The organism is Ruania alba, assembly GCF_900105765.1.
GTDB lineage: Bacteria > Actinomycetota > Actinomycetes > Actinomycetales > Beutenbergiaceae > Ruania > Ruania alba.
Window position 1 is genome coordinate 1,746,990 of sequence record NZ_FNTX01000001.1, and the last position, 21,842, is coordinate 1,768,831.

Below are 21,842 nucleotides of genomic sequence, written 5' to 3' on the forward strand. Positions count from 1 at the left end.
GAGCGCCATCCTGCCATTCATCGAGACTTCTCCCCCACGTCGCCAAGGAACCGTTCGAACGCATCGCGGTACGCCGCCGCCAGCCGCAGCGTGTCGTGCCGCGGCGTGCCATCACCCTCGCTGACCTGCCGCAGCAGCAGGTCAGCACCGAGAGCGCCCGCACAGGCGGACAGATCGTCGATGTCCTCCACCGCCGTCGGGTCCGCGATCACCACGTCCAGGCGCAGGTCCGGAGCGAACTCCGACAACGATCGCACATGGTCGGCGGCGCTGAACCCGGAGGTCTCTCCGACCTGCGCAGACAGGTTCAGGGTAAGCCCGATCCGGGCGTGCGTGGTGTGCAGGGCTCGAGAGATCTCGGGCACGAGCAGATGCGGCATCACTGAGGTGTACCAGGAACCGGGACCAAGGATGACCCAATCGGCGTCCAGGATTGCCGCCACGGCCTCCGGGCAAGCCGGTGGCTCTTCCGGGAGAAGCCGCACCCGCTCGACATGGCCGGCCGTGACTGCCACCCGGCTCTGTCCACGCACCAGACTCCGGTGCTCGGCCGAGCCCTGTCGGTGCACCACGTCCGCCTCGATGTCCAAGGGCACCGCCGCCATCGGGAGCACTCGCCCGTGCGCACCGAGCAGCTGACCGATCAGGTCCAGTCCGGCCACCTGGTCGCCGAGCAGTTCCCAGACCGTGGAGATGAGCAGGTTACCCACCGCATGCCCGTGCAACGGACCGGTGGAGCTGAACCGGTGCTGCAGCACGTCCCGCCAGGTATGCCCCCAGTCGGACTCGTCGCACAGTGCAGACAGAGCCATGCGCAGATCTCCCGGAGGCAACACTCCGAGTTCTTGTCGTAGCCGCCCGGACGACCCGCCGTCGTCGGCCACGGTCACGACGGCGGTCAACGCCGTGGTCACATGCCGCAGAGCACCGAGGGTGGCAGCCAGGCCGTGCCCACCGCCGAGCGCGGTCACGTGCGGACGACGGTCGCGGCCCCCGCCCGCCGGCGGGCGACGTCCCGGCACAGCCGGCGTCATTCGCGCCCCAGGTCGCGGTGCACGGTACGCACCGTGCGGCCCTGAGCACGCAACGCCGTGGCGATCGCTTCGGACACGGCGACCGAGCGGTGCTTGCCGCCCGTGCAGCCGACGGCGATCGTCACGTACGGCTTCTGCTCCTGGATGTAACCATCCAGGACCGGCTCGATCGCGGCCACCCAACGCTGCACGAACTCCTCGGCACCCGGAAGACCGAGCACGTAGTCCCGCACCGGTTCGTCCTTGCCGGTGAGGTGTCGCAGCTCGTTCACCCAGTACGGGTTCTTCAGGAAGCGCATGTCCACGACGTGATCGGCATCCAGCGGCAAGCCGTACTTGAACCCGAAGGAGACGGTCGTCACCCGCAAGGCGGTCTCGGTCTCGTTGGCCACCAGGTCGCGTACCGCCCGGGCCAGGTCATGCACGGAGAGCTCGCTGGTGTCGAGCGTCTCGTCGGCGCGGGAGCGCAGGTGGACCAGCAGGCGCCGTTCCTCGGCGATGCCGTCCAGCATCCGGCCGTCTCCCTGCAGCGGGTGCGGACGGCGCACCTGTTCGAACCGTCGCACCAAGACCTCATCAGAGGCGTCCAGGAACACGATCCGATAGTCGATCCGTGCGCCCCGCAGATCGTCCAGCACCTGTACCAGGTCGGAGAAGAACTCGCGTGAGCGCACGTCCACCACGGCTGCGAGCCGCCGCACACCCCCGTCCGCCTGAGTCATCATTCCGGCGAGAGCCATGATCATCTTGGGCGGCAGATTGTCCACCACGTACCAGTCCAGATCCTCCAGCACGGCCGCGGCGCGGGTGCGACCTGCTCCGGACATGCCGGTGATGATCAAGATCTCCGGTCGATCGTCGGTAGGGGGTGGCGTGGATTCCTCCAGCAACGGGATCCCGTACGGCACGGTGGTGGGCTGCTCCGCAACGTCCTGCGAACCCGGCGGGGAACTCGATTCGCTCATCCTCCAAGGATGGCACGTGCCGGCACGTTGCGACGGGTCCGTCGCCGATCTCCCCCGCCCGACGGCACGGCGGCGCACATCTATGGCGACTTCTGCAAGGCATCGGCGATGGTTGCCGCCAGCTTCGGTCCGATACCGGAGACCCGAGCGATCTCGTCGGGGCTCGCCCCACGCAGCGCACGCACCGACCCGAACTCCTTGAGCAGGGCCCGTTGCCGACTCGGTCCGAGCCCCGGAACTGAGTCGAGGGCGGAACGGGTCATTCCCTTGGCGCGGCGCTTGCGATGGTGGGTGATCGCGAACCGGTGCGCCTCGTCCCGTAGCCGTTGCAGCAGGAACAACCCATCGCTGGTGCGGGGCAGCACAGCAGGGTAGTCCTCCCCGGGGAGCCACACCTCCTCAAGCCGCTTGGCCAGGCCCACCACGGACACATCCGTGACGCCCAGGTCCATCAGCGCCTGGTGCGCTGCGGCCACCTGGGGTGCTCCGCCGTCGACGACCACCAGCTGAGGCGGGTAGGCGAACCGGCGCCTCTCCTGCACGGCTGCAGGCACCCCGGTGGCGTCAGTGACGGCCTCTCCGTCCTCGGCCGCATCCACCGCCTCGCCGGCTGCGCCCTCCGCCTCGGCAAGGTGCCGGCGGAACCGGCGGGTGAGCACCTCATTCATCGCCTCGGTGTCGTCCCGGGCGCCCGTGCCGTCCGGACCGCGGACCACGAAATGCCGGTACTCGCTCTTGCGCGGGATGCCATCCTCGAAGACCACCATGGACCCGACCTGCTCGGTGCCGGAGGTGTGCGAGATGTCGTAGCACTCGATGCGCAGTGGCGACTCGGGCAGGCCGAGGTGCTCGGTGAGCTCGGCCAGGGCCGCCGACCGGGCGGTGAGGTCACCCGCCCGCCGGGTCTTGTGCAGGGCAAGAGCCTGCACGGCGTTCTGGTGGACGGTCTCGGCGAGAGCGCGCTTGTCGCCGCGGTGCGCCACGTGCACGTTGACGGCGGCCCCGCGGATCCCGCGCAACCACGCCTGCACCTGAGGCAGATTCTCCGGAAGGACGGGAACGATGATCTCCCTCGGCACGACAGTCTCATTCCCGTCGACCACCTCCGCATCGTCGGCGGCATCGCCGTAGACCTGTTCCAGGAGGCGCTCGACCAGCTCGGCGTCGGAGATGTCCTCGACCCGTTCGGTCACCCAGCCACGTTGGCCACGGATTCGCCCACCGCGGACGTGGAAAACCTGTACGGAGGCCTCCAAGTCATCCGCCGCCATCGCGAAGACGTCGGCGTTCGTCCCGTCCGGGAGCACCACGGCGTTCTTCTCCACCACGCGTCGCAGTGCCGCAAGATCGTCGCGCAACCGCGCCGCCCGCTCGAAGTCGAGCTCGGCCGACGCGGCCTTCATCTCCCGCTCCAGGCGCTTCACAGCGGCGCCGGTCTCCCCCGCCATGAAGGCACAGAAGTCCTCGGCAAGGTCACGGTGGGCGTCGAGGTCGATCTGCCCGACGCATGGTGCCGAGCACTTGTCGATGTAGCCGAGCAGGCAGGGGCGCCCGGATTGCTCGGCCCGCCGGTACACACCCTTCGAACACGACCGGATCGGGAACACCCGCAGCAGGAGGTCCACGGTCTCGCGGATCGCCCACGCATGCGAGTAGGGGCCGAAGTAGCGGGTGCCCTTCCGTTTCGCCCCCCGCATCACCTGCACCCGGGGAACGTCCTCCCCCATGGTGACCGCCAGGTAGGGGTAGGACTTGTCGTCGCGGTACTTGACGTTGAAGCGCGGGTCGTACTCCTTGATCCAGGAATACTCCAGCGCCAAGGACTCCACCTCGGTGGCCACCACGGTCCACTCCACTGATGCTGCGGTGGTGACCATCTGGGCGGTGCGCGGATGCAGCCCCGCCACGTTCTGGAAGTAGTTGCTGAGCCGGGCACGCAGGTTCTTCGCCTTGCCCACGTAGATCACCCGACCGCGCGGGTCGCGGAATCGGTAGACCCCCGCCTGGGTCGGGATCTCTCCCGGTCGTGGCCGATAGGTGGAAGGGTCTGCCATGCCAACCAGCGTAGTTCGCGCTAGCGTGTGGTCATGGGACCACTTCACACCTATTCAGTCACCGTGGACTGGACCGGAGCCGGCGAACGTGGCACTGAGTCCTACACCGCCTACTCACGCGACCATGAGGTCACCATCGAGGGGAAGCCTGCGTTGCCCGGATCGGCCGACCCCGCCTTCCGCGGTGACGCCGACCGGTACTCACCTGAGGAACTCTTCGTGGCCTCGCTCTCCCAGTGCCACATGTTGTGGTTCCTGCACCGGGCCGCCGTCGCAGGCGTGGTGGTGACCGGATATGTCGACCGTGCGACTGGCACGATGCGGGTGGAGACGGCTGGAGCCGGGCAGTTCACTGAGGTCACCTTGCACCCGAAGGTCACGGTGGCGCACGAGGTCAGCGACGACGTCATCGTTGACCTGCACCAGCAGGCGCACGATCACTGTTTCATCGCCCGGTCCGTGAATTTCCCCGTGCGGCACATGCCGGCGACCACGCGCGTGGCCGAACCGGCCTGACCCCCGGCTCCACGACCGGGGCGGTCAGCCTCGGGTGAGCGCAGCGTGCCGATCGTGCCGGTGCGCCACGTCCCGGAGGCCGTCGCGTTCTACGGGTGGCTCGGTTCGCCGCACTGACCGGTCGGATCGTCGCCCGTCCGACTCACGCACTCTCCCGCTTCGCCTTGGCGATCTTCGCAGAACGGCGCGCCGACCGTGCCTTCGGCCGGCTCAGCGGCGCGACCGCCGTGACCGGCTTCAGGGTGGGGCGCGCCGTCGAGCCGAGAATCTCTGCCAGGAAGGCGCCCGTGTGTGACCCCTGGACCGCCGCCACGTCCTCCGGATGCCCTTCGGCCACCACGGTGCCTCCGCCGGAACCACCCTCCGGGCCCATGTCCACGACCCAGTCAGCGCTCTTGATCACGTCGAGGTTGTGCTCGATCACCAGGACCGTGTTTCCCTTCTCCACCAGACCTTGGAGCACCCCCATCAGCCGGCGAATGTCGTCGAAGTGCAGACCGGTAGTCGGCTCGTCGAGCACGTACACGGTGCGACCGGTCGACCGCTTCTGCAGTTCGGAGGCCAGCTTCACACGCTGTGCCTCACCGCCGGAGAGCGTAGGGGCCGGCTGCCCGAGCCGCACATATCCGAGGCCAACGTCGACGAGGGTGTGCAGGTGCCGGGCGATCGCCGGAACGGCGGCGAAGAACTCCGCCGCCTCCGAGATCGGCATGTCCAGCACCTCGGCCACGGTCTTGCCCTTGTAGTGCACCTCGAGCGTCTCGCGGTTGTACCGGGCCCCCTGGCACACCTCGCACGGCACGTACACGTCCGGGAGGAAGTTCATCTCGATCTTCAACGTGCCGTCCCCCGAGCATGCCTCGCAGCGGCCGCCCTTCACGTTGAAGGAGAACCGGCCCGGTGTGTAGCCACGCACCTTGGCCTCGGTGGTCTGCGCGAACAGCTTGCGCATGTGGTCCCAGACGCCGGTGTAGGTGGCCGGGTTGGATCGCGGTGTCCGCCCGATCGGGCTCTGGTCGACGTGCACGACCTTGTCCAGCTGGTCCACGCCCGTCACCCGCTTGTGCCGGCCAGGCACGTGCTTGGCACCGTTCAGCTCGTTCGCCAGCACGTTGTACAAGATCCCATTCACCACGGTGGACTTCCCGGAGCCGGACACCCCGGTGATCGCGGTCAAGGTGCCCAACGGGAAGGAGACGTCGATGCCCCGCAGGTTGTTCTCCCGCGCACCGTGCACCGTGACCCACCGGCCCTTCTCCGGCGCACGCCGATGACTCGGCAACGGGATGCTGCGACGACCGGACAGGTAGTCGCCCGTGAGTGAGCCTTCGGCGGCAAGCAGACCGTCGTAGTCGCCGGAGTGCACGATGTGGCCACCGTGCTCACCGGCACCGGGTCCGATGTCGACGATCCAGTCAGCGGTCCGGATGGTGTCCTCGTCGTGCTCGACCACGATCAACGTGTTACCCAGGTCGCGCAGTCGAGACAGTGTCTCGATCAGCCGGCGGTTGTCCCGCTGGTGCAGCCCGATGCTCGGCTCGTCAAGCACGTACAGCACGCCCACCAGCCCGGAACCGATCTGGGTGGCCAGACGGATGCGTTGCGCCTCACCGCCGGAAAGTGTGCCGGCGGGGCGAGACAGCGAGAGGTAATCGAGTCCGACGTCCAGCAGGAATCCCAACCGGGAATGGATCTCCTTGAGCACCTGGCCGGCAATAGCGGCCTCACGCTCACCCAGCTGGAGCCCATCCAGGAACTGCTTGGCCTCATCGATGGAGAGGAAGCACACGTCGGCGATGGACTTTCCACCAACGGTCACGGCGAGCACCTCGGGCTTGAGCCGGGCACCCTGGCACGCAGGGCACGGCACCTGGCGCATGTACTCCTCGTACTTCTCCCGCGACCACTCCGACTCCGTCTCGGTGTGCCGGCGCTCCAGGAACGAGATGACGCCCTCGAAGCCGGTGGAGTAGGAACGTTCACGACCCCACCGATTCCGGTATCGCACGTGCACCTTATGGTCCTTGCCGTAGAGCACGGCATCCTTGGCACGCTTGGGCAGCGCGCGCCACGGGGTGTCCACCGAGAACCCGAGATCGTCACCGAGCGCGACCAGGACCCGGTCGAAGTACTGCGAGTTGCCGCTCGCCCACGGGGCCACGGCCCCCTCCGCCAGGCTCAGCTCATCGTCCGGGATCACCAGCTCCGCGTCCACCTCCAAGCGAGTACCCAGGCCGGTGCACTCCGCACAAGCCCCGTACGGTGCGTTGAAGGAGAACGTCCGGGGCTCCATCTCCTCCAGGGCGAGGGGGTGGTCGTTCGGGCACGCACGCTTCTCGGAAAACCTCCGGGTGCGGTCCGCGTCGTCGGCGTCGAGGTCCACGAAGTCGGCCACGACCAGGCCGTCCGCGAGGCCGAGTGCGGTCTCGACCGAGTCGGTGAGCCGCTGCCGGATGTTCTCGCGCACCACGAGCCGGTCCACCACCACGCTGATGGTGTGCTTGAGTTTCTTCTCCAAGGTCGGCGGTTCGCTGAGCTGGACCAGCTCACCGTCCACCAGCGCGCGAGCGAAACCCCGGGACTGCAGGTCCTTGAAGAGATCCGCGTACTCCCCCTTGCGTCCGCGCACCACGGGTGCGAGCACCTGGAACCGGGTGCCCTCGGGCATCTCGCGCAGCCTGTCCACGATCTGCTGCGGAGTCTGGGCCACGATCCGCTCCCCGCACGTGGGGCAGTGCGGAGTGCCCGCCCGGGCGAAGAGCAGGCGCAGGTAGTCGTACACCTCAGTGATCGTGCCCACGGTGGAGCGCGGGTTCCGGTTCGTGGACTTCTGGTCGATCGAGACTGCCGGGGACAGGCCCTCGATGAAGTCCACGTCCGGCTTGTCCATCTGACCGAGGAACTGGCGCGCATACGCGGACAGTGATTCGACGTACCGGCGCTGTCCTTCGGCGAAGATCGTGTCGAACGCCAGCGACGACTTCCCGGACCCGGACAGACCGGTGAACACGATCAGCCGATCGCGGGGCAGCTCGATGCTGACGTTCTTGAGATTGTGCTCGCGGGCACCACGGACGAGGAGGGTCTCACTCACGTCCGCCATGGTAAGCCGAGGTACCGACATCGCACAAACGTTCTATGTTGGGTGGGCGTGTTATTCCACGTGGACGCGTCCGGAACGACGCGCACTCGGACCTCACATGGGGCAGCATGGACGGATGAGTGAGACCACCCATCCCGTCCCAGGACACGTCGAGCCAGGTGGCGCTGCACTGCACTGGCAGGTCGGTCCACTGCGCATCGGCAAGGTCAGCGTCTCCGCGCAGGACAACAACGCCTACCTGCTCACGCACACCAGCGGGGAGCAGCTCCTCGTCGACGCCGCCGACAGCGCCGAAACACTGCTCGAGGTGCTCGGCGGTGCGCACCCCCAGCCACACCTGACCACCGTGCTGACCACCCACGGCCACTGGGACCACCACCGCGCACTGGCCGCGGTAGTGGGTGTCACGGGCGCGGAAGCTGTCGCCGGCCGCGACGACGCCGGACATCTGCCGGTCACCCTGGGCCGGGCCCTGGACCACGGTGATCACCTCGTGCTCGGCGACATCCAGCTCGAGGTGATCAGCCTGCGCGGCCACACGCCCGGCTCCATCGCCCTCGCCTATCACCCGCCCGACGGCGCCACCTGGCTCTTCACCGGGGACAGCCTCTTCCCGGGCGGGGTCGGCAAGACCGATTCAACCGGCGACTTCACCCGCCTCCTGAGCGACGTGACCGCCCGGGTGTTCGAGCGCTTCGATGACGACACGGTGGTGCACCCGGGCCACGGCGACAGCACCACGCTCGGCGCCCAACGCCCACAGCTGGGCGACTGGCGCACGCGCGGCTGGTGACCGCCGCCACTACAGTGCCCCTCATGAGCACCTTCGCCGTCGAGTACTCCTACGACATCACCCGCACGTCGGACATCAACGAGTTACGCCCACAACATCGGGAGTTCTTGCGCGCCCTTGCCGACGAGGGCACGCTGCTCGCCTCGGGACCGTGGCTGGACAACGCTGCACCGGGTGCCCTGCTTCTGCTCAGCGCCGAGGACGACACCACAGCCAAGCAGATCCTGGACGAGGACCCGTTCCAGCGGGCACACGTCATCACCCACCGCACGGTGCGCGCGTGGAACCCGCTGATCGGGGTCTTCGCCGACAGGGCCGAGTAGTCAGCGATACAGGTCACCGGACGAGGTCTCCTCGCGAGCTGCGTCATCGTCGCCGTCAGGCGTCGTGCGCTTGCCCACAGTCACCGAGGCCACAGTCGTGACCACCAGGATCCCGACGATGACGATCAGGGACAGCCACGTGTTCGGCTCCGGGATCGCCGTCCAGTGCTCCCCGCCGTTGATGAAGCCCAGCTCGTTCTCGTGCAGCGCGTGGTTCACCAGCTTGAACCCGATGAACGCGAGGATGGCGGCGAGACCGTAGTTGAGGTAGACGAGCCGGTCGAGCAGGCCGTCGATGAGGAAGAACAACTGACGCAGCCCGAGCAGGGAGAAGGCGTTCGCCGCGAAGATCAGGAAGACTTCCTGGGTCAGGCCGAAGATGGCCGGGATCGAGTCCACCGCGAAGAGCACATCCGCGCTGCCGATCGCGATCATCACGATGAGCATCGGGGTGATGGCCCAGCGGCCCTCGCTGCGCACCAGCATCTTGTCGCCCACGTAGCCTTGCGTCGTGGGAAACACCCGCCGGGTGAGACGAAGGACCCCGTTCTCCTTGAACTCCTCGTCGTCCTCCTGCTTGAGCTGGGTGATCGCGGTGTAGATGAGGAAGGCGCCGAAGATGTAGAACACCCAGGAGAACTGGGCCACGATCGCCGCGCCGGCGAAGATGAACGCCGTACGCAGCACGAGGGCGATGACGATGCCGATCAGCAGCACCTTCTGCTGATACTCCCGGGGCACCCGGAAACTGGCCATGATCAGCACGAACACGAACAGGTTGTCCACGGAGAGGGACTTCTCCGTGATGTATCCGGAGAAGTACTGCAGGCCGTACTCCCCGCCCCATTCCCACAGCACGAACACCCCGAACAGCAGCGCCATCAACACGTAGGCGAGCGACCACAGGCCCGCTTCCTTGAGGCTGGGCGCATGCGGGGTCCGCACGTGGCCGACGAAGTCGACCGCCAGCATGATCACGATCACGCCGACCGTGATCGCCCATGCCCAGACAGGAACATCCATGAGAAAAACCCTCCGGTGAGTCAACGATGGCACCGGAGGTCTCCCCCACCCTGTGGTGGGCCGATGGCGCCGAGGCGGACTGGGCCTGCCTGTGGTGACGACGACAACGCTTAAGGGGTACTCCCCTCCTAGACGCCCGATCATACACGGAGATCTGGAGCCTTCTCAGCACCCTGAGGCGCAGATTCTCGGCAAGCCGACAGGGGGTGCGAACAGGTCCCCGGAGCCCAGCGGGGTCTACGGAACACGACTTCACGATGGAGCGCACCGGCGCAGCTCCCTCGAGTTACTCCAGGCAACGACCACCGCAGGTTGCGAATTGGTCCAGCAGGTAGCGAAAGCCCCGATCTACGGGTGCGCCAGCTGGTCCCGAGGCGGGCAGCCTGATTGCCCTACCATGGGCTCCCAAGGAGGCGACCTGTGACAAGTATGCGAACCCGTGAGTGGGGTGGGCTGGAGCGTGAGGTGTTGCGTCTGTTGCGGGAGCAGGCCAAGCCAGTAAGCGCACGCCAGTTGCAGGATCTGTTCGCTGAGCCAGTGCCCGCGTACACGACGCTGATGACTGCGCTCACTCGGCTCGAGCGCAAGAGTGTGATTGCGCGCGTCGAGGAATCGCCCCGTAAGGTGCGGTTCTCCATTCGGCGCTCCGATGGGCAGGACGCCGGCATATCGATGATGTCGGCGCTAGACGAAGCCGGCGATCGACAGGCTGCGCTGCTAGCATTCGCGGGGAACCTCGACGACGACGATGTGGCGCTGCTGCGGGCGGCGTTCGCCGGGCAACGCAAGAAACGGTGACGAGCGGACCATGTTCCTCTTGCTGGTGTTCGGGTGCGCATCGGGCGCTGTTCTGACAGCGTTTCTGGCACCCCGGGTACTGACGGTGGGCCGTTGGCAGATGCTGCATCCCAGACTCGCGCTCACCGCGTGGTTCGCCTCGTTCTTCCTCGGTATCCTCCTCATCCTGACCGCATTGCTCGTGAGCATTGTCGGGGCAGTGACCGCTTCATCAGCACATCCCCACACAGAAGCGGTCCTGCTGACGCCCGCGGCCTGGCTGGGGCTGGGCGGGTTCGGAGCTGCGCTCGCTTTCATCACGGCATCGGCGTCCACTGTCGTAGCCCATGACGGCGTCCCGGAGCGGGCGTTCACGGCGCTCGCCTGCTCACGCGAGAAGCGAAGCGACTTCACCCTGGTGCGTTTCGAATCGGACCAGCATGTCGCTTGTGCTGTGCCTGGGCGTCACCCCGAGATCCTGGTGTCGACGGCGATGGAGGCAGCCTTGTCATTGCCACAGTTGCAGGCTGTCCTTGCGCACGAGTACGCACACTTGCGTGCGAGGCACGGATGGGCGATCCGCATTGCCCGGGTCAATGGGGCGTGCCTGCCCAATACCCGGCCGGGCCAGGCCTTTCAACAGGCCACGCGGCTGTTGATCGAGCTCACTGCGGATGACACGGCCGCTCGGCAGGCTGGGGCGGCAAATCTCGCCAACGCGCTCTCCACCCTCGCAGAGATCACAGGTGCCGAAGGTCTACGGCTGCGCGCGGAACGTGTGACTGCGCGGCGGTGGCCGCCCTCGAAGCAACGCCGGCTGCCGGAAGCGGTACGCATCGCGGCTCCCGCGTGATCCGCTGCCACAACTCACGTCACCCTCATCGACATCTTGTAGAGTTAGGTGGCATGAGAGTCCGTTCTGGCGGAAGGGTTTCTGAGTATCGGTGAGTCCGAGTTCGTGGTGAATGGCATGACCTGCGTGCGCTGCGAACGCGTACTCACACCGGCATTGCCTGACGTGCAGACGTGACAGTCGCCGACGTGAACCCCATCAGTGGACGGGTGCTGCTGCAGCATGCCGGACGTGTCGGCAGAGGCACGGTCGCAGTTGCTGTCGGCGACGCTGGTTAGGAGGCGGTCTCGTGAGTACGTCCTCCCCGGTGACAACTCCCTCAGCCACCTCGGCCGGTGAGCCCCACAACGATGACTGTCACGTGCTCCGTCATCGTCGATGGCCGCTTGCCCTGACAGTGACGGCACTCGCGCTTCTGGCCGTCGTGCCGGCAGTGGTCACGACTGTGCGCGCCAGAGCGGAGCCCTACGAGCGACTGCTCCAGGGCTTCCCAGGCCTCGATGTCGGTGTTGCCACGGCCATCGGACAAGCCATCGCGGATGCGGCCTCGACCGTCACGGTCGGCGCGCTGCTGTGGTTGCTGTTCTTCCGAACCGCGCGGGGCCATGATGCGGCGCGACTGGGAGGCCTCATCGAGCTGACGGTGCTACAGATCGCTTCCGCGATCTGGGCGACGGCGGCGATGGCGATGGTCGTGTTCGAGATGTTCGACAGCAGCGGTGTCCCGTTCGCACGTCTCGGCGAGCCTGGCGCAGTCCAGGTTCTCTACGAAGCCAGTGCCTTCCCGCAGGCATGGACCGTCGCGGCGGCAGCAGCGATGGTGGTCTTCGTCATGAGCATGTTTGCCGACCGGTGGACGGGCCTGCTCATCCCGCTGTGGGCGTCCATCTTCGGTGTGCTCGCTCCGGTGGTCGTGGGGCAGATTCTGGTCGGTCCGAATCACGATTTCGGCAGCGACGCAGGCATCTATCAGGCGTTGGTCGCCCCGGCGGTGTTCGGCCTGATGGTCGTCGCAACGATACGCGTGCTCTCCGGTCGGCCGATCGCTCCGGAAATCCTTGCCCGCCTGTGTGTCACGATCGCCGTGCTCTTGCCGGTGCTCATCGCAGCGGACGCGCTCTTGGCGTGGTTCAAGCTCGCCGGCAGCGGACTATTCGACTCCGTGACGGGCTGGCAGATTCTGCTCCGTGCAACCGGCTGGCTGATCGCGGGAACGACGATCTGCGCGGCATGGGCATCGTGGCGGCGGGGCCGGCTGACCGCGCACCGCATGACCGGCCTGCTGCTCATCTCGACGGCCGCGGCCGGTGTCTGGCTGGGCGTGTCGGCGGCCATGACGCGCATCCCGCCACCGCAGTACTTCGCGCCGACGAGCATTACCCAGATCTACCTCGGCTTCGAGGCACCCGACGAGCCCACACTCGAGGTGCTGTTCACGCAGTGGCGACCGAACCTGCTTTTCCTCGTCGTCGCGATCGCGGCCGTGACGGTCTACCTGTGGGCGGTGCGGGCGCTGCGGCGTCGGGGCGATCGGTGGCCGATCGGTCGCACGGTGTCATGGATCGCCGGGTGGGGCGTGGTCGTGTTCGCCACGAGTTCTGGGTTCGGGAGATACTCGGCCCCAGACTTCGGGATCCACATGATCGTGCACATGAGCCTGAACATGCTCGCGCCGATCCTGCTGGTGATGGGCGGAGTGCTGACGCTGCTGCTGCGCGTGACGCGCTCCGACGACTCCCGGCCCGCTGGACTGCATGAGTGGATCACGTGGGTGCTGCACTGGCCGGTGTTGCGGTTCGTGTTCAACCCACTGCTCGTATTCGCCCTCTTCGTCGGTTCGTACTATGGGCTGTATCTCACGGGCCTTTTCGGGGAGTACATGCGCTTCCACTGGGCGCACCAGTTGATGAACGCGCATTTCCTCGTCGCCGGGTACTTGTTCTATTCGCTCGTGATAGGTGTGGATCGGCCGCCGCGGCCGTTGCCGCACATCGGAAAGCTCGGGTTCGTGTTGGCAGCGATGCCGTTCCACGCGTTCTTTGGCGTGATCCTCATGAGCAGCACAGAGATCATCGCGGAGAACTTCTACCGCTCCCTCGCCCTGCCCTGGGCCGACCTGCAGTCAGCGCAGTATCTGGCCGGCGGGGTGGCATGGGCCGGTGGGGAACTCCCGCTGCTGATCGTGATCATCGCGCTCGGCGTCCAATGGTCCCGGCAGGACGCCAAGGACGCCCACCACACGAACCGGCACTTCGATACCGGTCGCGCCGACGAGTTCGACCAGTACAACCGGATGCTCGAGCAACTCGCCCACCGGCCTGGTCGCCAGCCCGCGCCCGGCCGCCGCGACGTTGACCAGGAGAACACCACATGACCACCAACGCCCCCCGTCCGGCCCCCGAAACGACGCTGCCCCACGAACCAGTGCAGCTGGACGTGTCCGGCATGACCTGCGCGGCATGTGCCGGGCGCGTCGAACGCGCCCTCAACAAGCTCGATGGCGTGCGCGCGAGCGTGAACTATGCCACAGAACGGGCGATCATCACCGGTCTCACCGCGGACCGGGTCGGTGACGCCGTCCAGCGGGTGGAGAAGGCCGGCTACGGGGCACGGGTGCACGATGACGCCGACGATACGTGGTCGCGGCGGGCGACTGAGGTACGGATCGATTCACTGCGGAGGAGGCTGCTGCTCTCGGCGATCCTGACGGTCCCGCTGATGGATATCACCATCATCCTCGCCCTCGTCCCCGGCTGGCGGTTCCCCGGCTGGGAGTGGGTCTGCGTGCTGCTGGCACTGCCCATCGTGGGCTGGGCGGCATGGCCGTTCCACAGGGCCACACTCCGGAACCTGCGGCACGGGTCGGCCAGCATGGACACTCTCGTCTCCCTCGGCATCACCGCGTCGTTCGGTTGGGCGGTGCTCACGCTGCTGTTCGGGCTCGGGCAGGAGGGAACCGGATATTGGCTCGGGTTCGGCGTCACTCCCGAGGGCGCGAACTCCATCTATCTCGATGTCGCTGCGGGGATGACCACCTTCCAGCTCGCCGGTCGCTACTTCGAGACCCGCTCACGCCGGAAGGCCGGCGACGTGCTCGGCGCCCTCAACCAGCTCGCGGCCACCCACGTGCGGCTCCGAACCGGCGACACCGAGACAATCGTGCCCGCGGCGTCACTGCGGGTCGACGACGTCTTCGTCGTCCTTCCCGGCGAGACGATTCCTGCTGATGGCGCCATCACCGCCGGCACCGCGGCGGTCGATACGAGCATGCTCACCGGTGAACCGCTCCCCGCAGACCTCGGCCCCGGCGATGCCGTGGTCGCCGGGACGATCAGCACGAACGGACGCCTGGAGGTGTCCGCCACGAGCGTCGGCGCACACACTCAGCTCGCGCAGATGGCGGCACTCGCCGAGCAGGCCCAAGGTCGCAAGGCCCGGGTCCAGACGCTCGTCGATCGGGTCACCACGTACTTCGTGCCCGCCGTGATCGTGCTGGCGATTCTCGTCACCGTCGGCTGGATGCTCGCCGGGACTCCGTTCGAGGACGCGTTCGGTATCGGAATCGCGGTGCTCATCATCGCCTGCCCCTGCGCCCTCGGGTTGGCGACCCCGACAGCGCTCATGGTGGGCATCGGCCGCGGCGCAACCCTCGGCATCCTCGTCAAAGGCCAGGACGCACTGGAAGCGAGCGGCACCATCACCACCGTCGTGCTCGACAAGACCGGCACCCTCACGACCGGCGAGATGGCCGCGCGCACACTCATCCCGGCAGACGGGGTCGGCGAAGACGAACTCCTCCGGATCGCCGCGTCGGTCGAACACGGCTCTGAGCACATCATCGCCCGGGCCATCACCGCGGCCGCCGATGCCCGGCAGACCGGCCGCGAGCCGGCCACCGACTTCGTCACCCATCCCGGTCGTGGCATCACCGCCATGGTTCGCGGTGACATCGTCGCGGTCGGAAGCCCCACGTTCCTGCGAGAGCACGGCATCGCCGTCACGAATGCCGACGACCAGGGCCAGACGGACTCAGGAGCGGAAACCGCCGTCCTCGTCGCCCACGGCGACCGGCTACTCGGGCGCATCGGGCTCAGCGATGCGATCAAGCCCGGCGCTCGGAAAGCGATCGCGGCGCTGCACCGCCAGGGCATGAAGACCGTGCTGCTCACCGGTGACACCCGGATCGCCGCAGAGCACACCGCCGAACGGCTGGGCATCGACACCGTCATCAGCGGCGTACTCCCGGCCGACAAGGCCGGCACGATCCGCGACCTGCAAGCCCGAGGCGAGCGGGTCGCGATGGTCGGCGACGGAATCAACGACGCCGTCGCTCTCGCCGCGGCCGACCTTGGTCTCGCCGTCGCCTCCGGCACCGACATCGCCTTGAAGTCCGCCGACATCATCCTCGTCCGCGACGACCTCGCCGTCATCCCGGACGCCATCGGACTCTCCCGCCGCACCCTGCGCACCATCAGGACCAACCTCGGCTGGGCATTCGGCTACAACATCGCCGCCATCCCCATCGCCGCCGCCGGCCTGCTCAACCCGCTGATCGCCGCCGCAGCGATGGCCCTGTCCTCGGTGCTGGTCGTATACAACAGTCTCCGTCTGCAGAACTTCCGCCGCGCAGACTGACCACTCCAATTAACTCTACATCTTGTAGTAGATTGGCGTGATGATCGTCGCGCCGTGGAACCTCATCCTGACCACTGCCTTCGTGTACACGGGGGCGGTGTTGGCCGTCAATCTCATCGCCAGGCTCCGCAGACCGCGAGCCGAGCGGCGGTTCGACGGCGAGGCGCTGGTCGATGTCAACCACATGCTGATGTCCGCGGCGATGATCTGGATGTCCTGGTCGATGGAATCCGCGCTCACCCTCGGGCTCCAGGTCGCCCTCTTTGCCGCTCTCACCGCTGGCCTCCTGCTGTTCCTGCTCGGTGCAAGGACGACCAGGCGGCGCCGCGATTTCGGCTGGCACGTCGTCTTGAATGGGGCGATGATCTGGATGCTCGCCGCCATGCCGCTGCTGATGGCCGACATGGACATGAGCGGCGAAGGACGTGCCGCCATGATGGGAACGCCGATGTGGGCGGGCGTCGTCAACATCGGCTTCGTCGTCCTGTGTGTCGCGGTCGCCCTGTGGTGGGCGTACCGTGCCGTCACCGCTCAGGGGCACCGGCTGCACGTGAGCGTCCACGCCGTGAAGGGAATCGGGATGGCTGCCATGCTCGTGCTCATGAACTGACCAGGCAGCGACTGGAGCCCGACCGGGCGGTACTCGCCTGCCGCGTCGCGGAGCGTGACGATGCCCCGTTCTGCCAACAGTGTGGCGCCGAGGGCACCCCGCGAGGCCGGCTCCGGCGGCCGTTGCTGAGCCTCGGGCGAAGCTCTCGCGGGCCCGGTTCAGGACGTCGGCTCAGGCTGCTTCCAGGCGTCGGACTGCCGAATCGCGGCATCGAACTCGCCCTCGATCTGTGCATCGTGCCTTGCTGTGGCCAGGCTCACCAGGATCGCCACCACACCGCACGCGAGGAACCCGGGAACGATCTCGTAGATCAGCGAGTCCCCTAGCCCGAGTCTGGCCCAGAAGAAGACCACGACGGCGCCCGTCACCATCCCGGCCAGGGCGCCCCAGGAGGTGAGGCGACGCCAGTACAAGCTCAGGATGATCAGCGGTCCGAAGGCGGAGCCGAATCCCGCCCACGCAAATCCGACCAGGTCCAGGACCGAGCCCTCAGGGTCGCGTGCGATGACGGCCGCGACCACTGCCACCACCAGCACGGCGAACCGACCGAGCAGCACAGTCATCTTTCCTGACGCCGCGCGCGTGAAGACCACCTTGACCAGATCCTCCACCAGCGCGGAAGAACAGACCAGGAGCTGGCTGGAGACCGTGCTCATGATCGCGGCGAGCACCGCGGCCAGCAGGATGCCCGCGATGAACGGGTGGAACAGAAGGTCCGCCATCCGCAGCAGCACCGTCTCCCGCTCTTCCTCGATGAGCGTGACGCCCTGCGTGGGCAGGTAGCCGATCGCCAGCAGGGCCAGCAGCACCGCACCGCCGGTGGACAGGATCATCCAGCTGATCCCGATCCGTCGTCCAGCCACGGCGTCCTTGGCCGACCGTAGCGCCATGAACCGGACGATGATGTGCGGCTGTCCGAAGTAACCGAGCCCCCAGGCGGCGGCCGAGATGATCCCGACGAAGGACGCGCCGGCGATCCAGGACGTCGCCGAGGCATCCACGGCCCCGATGGCATCGACGCTCTCTCCGAAGCCACCCATGGCCGCGATCGCCATCGCCGGCAGCACGATGAGCGCAACCATCGACATCAGCCCCTGCACCACGTCCGTCCACGCCACACCGGTGAACCCCCCGAACATGGTGTACGCGAGGGTGACGCCGGCGACCAGCATCATGCCGGTCAGGTAGGAGGCCCCGAACGCCCCCTGGAAGAATGTCCCGGCGGCCACCATGCCGGACGAGACGTAGAAGGTGAAGAACACCAGGATGACCAGGCCGGCCACGATGCGCAGCAACCGGGATTGGTCGCGGAGCCGGTTCTCGAAGAAGCTGGGCACTGTGATCGAGTTGTTCGCGACCTCGGTGTAGCTGCGAAGGCGCGGCGCGACGAACTTCCAGTTCAGCCACGCCCCGACGACCAGCCCGACGGCGATCCACGCCTGATCCAGCCCGGCCACGAAGATCGCGCCGGGCAGGCCCAGCATCAGCCAGCCCGACATGTCCGAGGCCCCGGCGCTGAGCGCGGCGACGCCGGGCCGGAGCCCGCGCCCGCCGAGCATGTAGTCCTCACCGGTCGAGGTGCGCTTGTACCCGTAGTACCCGATCAGCAGCATGACCAGGAAGTACAGGGCGATCGCCACCCACAAATAGGTGTCCTCGTTCACAGGTCTCCTTCCACATGGCGACGGCCGGGCGCGCGCACGCACCCGGCCGTCGGACGTCGTCGTGGGCCCCATCGTGCCGTGCTCGCACGGCCGTGTCTCCTGGACAGGCGACGATCGACGTGGTGGTTACTTCATCGTGCCCTGGCTCACCGAACCTTGGAGCTGACGCTGGAAGAGGATGTAGGCCACCAGGACCGGCACGATCGTGACCACCGCGGCGGCGAACATGGCACCGAAGTCGACGGCGTAGCCCGCCGAGGAGATGAAGCTCGCGAGCACCTGGGCGAGCACCCAGTTGCTCCGGTCGGTGTTCAACGCCACCGGGAGCAGGAACTGGTTCCACAGGCCGAGGAAGTTGAAGATGGCCACCGAGGCCATCCCCGGGCGGGCCATCGGCAACATCACCTGGAAGAAGGTGCGCCACTCCCCTGCGCCGTCGATCGCCGCTGCCTCGGCGATCTCCCCAGGCAGTCCCCGGAAGAAGGAGTACAGGAAGAACACCGTGAACGGCAGCGCGAATGACACATAGGTGATGATCAGACCGGGCAGCGTGCCGAGCAGGCCGAGGTTCTGCAGCACGAAGAACAGCGGCACGATCGCCAGGAACACCGGGAAGGTCAGGCCCGCGAGCATCAGGTAATAGATGAATCGGCGTCCGAAGAACTCGAACCGGCCCAGCACGTAGGCGCACATGGAACCGAGCAGCATCACCAGGATCAGCGCGGAGCCGACCACGATGATGGTGTTGACGAAGGCGTCACCAAGCCCGGAATCGACCCAGGCGTTCCGGTAGTTGGAGAACCCCCACTCGGCGGGCAGACCGAAGGGCGACGCAAAGATCTCGCTGGAGGTCTTGAACGAGCTGAGCAAGGTCCACAACATCGGGGCGATGACGAGGACGCACCAGACCACGAGAGCGGTGTGCGAGACTCCACCGACCCAACGGTCGCCCTTGGCGGGCGGCGGCTTGCGCGCGACGCGCGTGTCGATGGCGGTCATGACGTGCCTCCCTCATCCTTACCGCCGGTGAGGCGGTTCACGGTGAACACGATCGCGGCGAAGAACAGCGTGACCAGAGCGATGACCACACCCATAGCGCTGGCGTATCCGAACTGACCCTCACTGAACGCGCTCCGGAAGAGCTGCTGGGACATCACCAGGGTGGAGCTGTCGGGCCCGCCCTGCGGATTCAACGCCTGCATGTACACGAAGGCGTCCAGCGCCATGATCCCGATGTAGATGTAGGCCGTCTGTACGTTGCTGCGGATCAACGGCAGCGTGATCGACCACGACATCCGCGCCCGGCCTGCACCGTCGATGCGTGCTGCCTCATAGGTCTCGGCTGGGATCCCCTTGATCGCCGCGATGAACAGCAGCATGTAGAAGCCGACGAAGCCCCACACGATCACCAGGATCGACACAGGCAGCGCGGTGGTGACATTGCCGAGCCAGGCGAACGATTGGAACTGGTCCAGGCCTAGACCGGTCAGGATGCCATTCACCAGCCCGCTGCTCGGGTCCAGGATGAGGCGCCAGATCAGACCGATCGCGATCCCCGGGATGACGTACGGGAACAGGGACACCACCCGGTAGAAGCCGGCGTTCTTGACACCGCGGATCTGCCCCCTTCCGGACCCTCCGATCGTGATGAGGATCGCGAAGATGAGAGCGATGGACAGCGTCACGAAAGGCACGACCAGCCCGAGCACAATGCTGTTGCCGACCGCGTTGGTCCACCGAGGATCCTGCGCCAGCTTGACGAAGTTGGCGAACCCGATGAAGTCGAACTCCGGTGAGAACCCGGTCCAGTTCGTCAGGGAGTAGAACCCGGCTTGGATGAACGGGGAGATGACGAAGACGAGGAAGAGCGCCAGCGGGACCAGGAGGAACACGATGAAGAAGCTGATCCGGTCGAAGGTCCACTTCTTCCGCCCTCGGCGGGACCCATTGCTGGGTCCCGCCGCGACGTCCCGGGACGGGGGCGCGCCCCGTCCCGGCGCTGAGATCTGTCCGCTCATGAGACCTCGATCTTCTCGATCGTGTCATCCTCCCGCACACGGTCCGAAGTGGCCTGCAGTTCGTCGGTCAGGTCCTCCACGGACTTCTGCCCGTCCAGGAAGGAGTTCCAGATCGGCAGGTGCTCGGGGTTCATCCCGTAGGTCTGGCGGAAGTCGAAGGTGAAGATCGCACCATCGGCGGCCGCGAGCAGGTCGGTCTGGGACACCAGCGCCGTGGACCCGAAGCCGTCGGCCGGCACCGTGTCCTTGACAATGGTCGGTGCCAGCTTCGTCGCAGCGAAGTTCTCCGCCGACTCCTTCGAGAGCATGATCCGCAGCAGCTCCTTGCCTGCGGCCGTGTTCCCGTCCGAGGGGACGATGAACGGTTCACCGGCGGTGGAGTGCAGCGCGTTCATGCCCATGGCCGGGCTCGAGGACAGGCTCATCGAGGAGACGCCCTTCATCTCGAAGCCGTCCGCCGTCTGGTCCTTCATCTCGTTCTCGATCCAGGAGCCGGACGGGTACAGGATCGCCTCCTGCGCATTGGACCACTGCGCCTGGGCCGCGGTGAACTGCGTGCCCGAGCCGCCCGGCTTGAAGTAGCCGGCGTCGATGATCTCCTTCATCGCGGTGAACACGCCCTGGACGGCGTCGTGCCGCCAGGCGTCCGGTTCCAGGTTCTCCAGGGCGAGCCGCAACTCGTCACCGGCCTCCTTGATGGCCGACTCGAGGGCGAGCGTCTCGTAGTACGTCGCGGCCTCCGTGCCCCAGGCGAACAGATAGAGCCCCTCCTCCTGGGCGGCAGCGCCGAGCTCCTTGGCCTCGTCCCAGGTGGTGGGCGGGGTCCAGCCGTGCTCCTCGAACAGGCTGGAGGAGTACCAGACGCCGTACACGGTCAGCACGTAGTTGAGCGCCGCGAGCTTGTCCCCGTAGGTACCGGGGGCGAGCACACCCTCGAACAAGGTGTCCCGGATGTTCGTGCCCTCGAGGTTCGGGGCGTCGATCACATCGGTGAGGTCGGAGAGCTGGTCCAGGATCGTGTTGAAACCGATCGAGCCGGCACCGGAGTTGTCCACCAGGTCGGGCGGGTTCCCGCCGACGAACCGGGGCTGCAGTTCGGTGGCGATCTGGGTGGACGGCGAGACCTCCACCGAGGATCCCTCGTGCGTCTCGGCGAGGATGTCCGCGGCGAACTCGACGTAGTCCACGCCGTAGCCGCCGTCGAAGATGACCGCGTCGACGGTGGTGTTCTCGGCCATGCCGAACGGGTTCTCCGCCGTCATCTCGCCGCCCGGCTCCTCGGAGCCACCTCCGGTCTCTTCGTCACCACCACCACCGGTGGCACAGGAGGCGAGGGTGACGCCGAGCGGGACGCTCGCTGCGGTGTAGAGGGCGCCGCGCAGGACGGACCGGCGGTTCGGTGCGTGGGTGAGTGAGTCGTTCATGTCGTCCTTGACCTTTCGTTGTGCGTGCAATTGGGGGATGTGCTGCCCGG

General features: G+C 66.9%; 17 protein-coding genes. 8 read left to right on the forward strand and 9 right to left on the reverse strand.

Annotated features, from left to right (window positions below):
* Positions 1-17: 17 nt before the first annotated feature.
* From BLU77_RS08070 to uvrC, 3 genes are all read right to left on the reverse strand, one after another.
* Complete coding sequence (locus BLU77_RS08070; RefSeq protein WP_089772461.1) at positions 18-1,034, reverse strand: gluconeogenesis factor YvcK family protein; 1,017 nt, start codon at positions 1,032-1,034, stop codon at positions 18-20.
* Positions 1,031-1,999 carry an RNase adapter RapZ gene (gene rapZ, locus BLU77_RS08075; RefSeq protein WP_089772462.1) on the reverse strand — a complete coding sequence of 323 codons (969 nt, stop codon included), beginning with the start codon at positions 1,997-1,999 and terminating at the stop codon, positions 1,031-1,033. Before rapZ ends, BLU77_RS08070 begins: the two co-directional genes overlap by 4 nt.
* Positions 2,000-2,079: 80 nt before the next feature.
* Positions 2,080-4,053, reverse strand: a complete 1,974-nt coding sequence (gene uvrC, locus BLU77_RS08080; RefSeq protein WP_089772463.1) for an excinuclease ABC subunit UvrC — start codon at positions 4,051-4,053, stop codon at positions 2,080-2,082.
* Positions 4,054-4,086: 33 nt separating this feature from the next.
* Between uvrC and BLU77_RS08085 the strand changes: the two genes are divergently transcribed.
* Positions 4,087-4,569 (forward strand): OsmC family protein, encoded by a 483-nt coding sequence (locus tag BLU77_RS08085; RefSeq protein WP_089772464.1) that lies wholly within the window; start codon positions 4,087-4,089, stop codon positions 4,567-4,569.
* A 142-nt stretch (positions 4,570-4,711) separates the two neighbouring features.
* On the opposite strand, the gene uvrA is transcribed toward BLU77_RS08085, so the two are convergent.
* Complete coding sequence (gene uvrA, locus BLU77_RS08090; RefSeq protein WP_245708726.1) at positions 4,712-7,663, reverse strand: excinuclease ABC subunit UvrA; 2,952 nt, start codon at positions 7,661-7,663, stop codon at positions 4,712-4,714.
* A 124-nt stretch (positions 7,664-7,787) separates the two neighbouring features.
* Between uvrA and BLU77_RS08095 the strand changes: the two genes are divergently transcribed.
* Together BLU77_RS08095 and BLU77_RS08100 are read left to right on the forward strand one after the other, a co-directional pair.
* A complete protein-coding gene (locus BLU77_RS08095; RefSeq protein ID WP_089773075.1) occupies positions 7,788-8,465 on the forward strand; it encodes an MBL fold metallo-hydrolase in 678 nt (225 codons plus the stop codon).
* A 23-nt stretch (positions 8,466-8,488) separates the two neighbouring features.
* The gene (locus BLU77_RS08100) at positions 8,489-8,788 is read left to right on the forward strand and encodes a YciI family protein (protein WP_089772466.1); all 300 of its coding nucleotides are present in this window, start codon (positions 8,489-8,491) and stop codon (positions 8,786-8,788) included.
* Here the strand turns inward: BLU77_RS08100 and BLU77_RS08105 are convergent, their stop codons facing one another.
* Positions 8,789-9,811 carry a TerC family protein gene (locus tag BLU77_RS08105; protein WP_089772467.1) on the reverse strand — a complete coding sequence of 341 codons (1,023 nt, stop codon included), beginning with the start codon at positions 9,809-9,811 and terminating at the stop codon, positions 8,789-8,791.
* A 429-nt stretch (positions 9,812-10,240) separates the two neighbouring features.
* Here BLU77_RS08105 and BLU77_RS08110 point away from each other — a divergent pair, with 429 nt between their 5' ends.
* From BLU77_RS08110 to BLU77_RS08130, 5 genes are all read left to right on the forward strand, one after another.
* On the forward strand, positions 10,241-10,609 hold the full coding sequence (locus tag BLU77_RS08110) for a BlaI/MecI/CopY family transcriptional regulator (RefSeq protein WP_245708800.1): 369 nt from the start codon (positions 10,241-10,243) through the stop codon (positions 10,607-10,609).
* A gap of 100 nt (positions 10,610-10,709) precedes the next feature.
* On the forward strand, positions 10,710-11,441 hold the full coding sequence (locus tag BLU77_RS08115) for a M48 family metalloprotease (RefSeq protein ID WP_245708727.1): 732 nt from the start codon (positions 10,710-10,712) through the stop codon (positions 11,439-11,441).
* A gap of 289 nt (positions 11,442-11,730) precedes the next feature.
* Positions 11,731-13,815 carry a cytochrome c oxidase assembly protein gene (locus tag BLU77_RS08120; RefSeq protein WP_245708728.1) on the forward strand — a complete coding sequence of 695 codons (2,085 nt, stop codon included), beginning with the start codon at positions 11,731-11,733 and terminating at the stop codon, positions 13,813-13,815.
* On the forward strand, positions 13,812-16,076 hold the full coding sequence (locus BLU77_RS08125) for a heavy metal translocating P-type ATPase (protein WP_089772471.1): 2,265 nt from the start codon (positions 13,812-13,814) through the stop codon (positions 16,074-16,076). Before BLU77_RS08120 ends, BLU77_RS08125 begins: the two co-directional genes overlap by 4 nt.
* Positions 16,077-16,299: 223 nt before the next feature.
* Entirely contained in the window at positions 16,300-16,686 is a 387-nt protein-coding gene (locus BLU77_RS08130) for a DUF5134 domain-containing protein (RefSeq protein ID WP_425441220.1), read from the forward strand.
* Between the two features lie 158 nt (positions 16,687-16,844).
* Here the strand turns inward: BLU77_RS08130 and putP are convergent, their stop codons facing one another.
* The 4 genes from putP to ngcE form a co-directional block, all read right to left on the reverse strand.
* Complete coding sequence (gene putP / locus BLU77_RS08135; protein ID WP_089772473.1) at positions 16,845-18,350, reverse strand: sodium/proline symporter PutP; 1,506 nt, start codon at positions 18,348-18,350, stop codon at positions 16,845-16,847.
* Positions 18,351-18,476: 126 nt separating this feature from the next.
* On the reverse strand, positions 18,477-19,349 hold the full coding sequence (locus BLU77_RS08140; protein ID WP_089772474.1) for a carbohydrate ABC transporter permease: 873 nt from the start codon (positions 19,347-19,349) through the stop codon (positions 18,477-18,479).
* Positions 19,346-20,368: a carbohydrate ABC transporter permease gene (locus tag BLU77_RS08145; protein ID WP_089772475.1), complete on the reverse strand. Its 1,023-nt coding sequence runs from the start codon at positions 20,366-20,368 to the stop codon at positions 19,346-19,348. The genes BLU77_RS08140 and BLU77_RS08145 overlap by 4 nt, the downstream gene beginning before the upstream one ends.
* Positions 20,365-21,792, reverse strand: coding sequence for an N-acetylglucosamine/diacetylchitobiose ABC transporter substrate-binding protein (gene ngcE / locus BLU77_RS08150; RefSeq protein ID WP_089772476.1), 1,428 nt, complete (start codon positions 21,790-21,792; stop codon positions 20,365-20,367). Before ngcE ends, BLU77_RS08145 begins: the two co-directional genes overlap by 4 nt.
* Positions 21,793-21,842 lie beyond the last annotated feature (50 nt).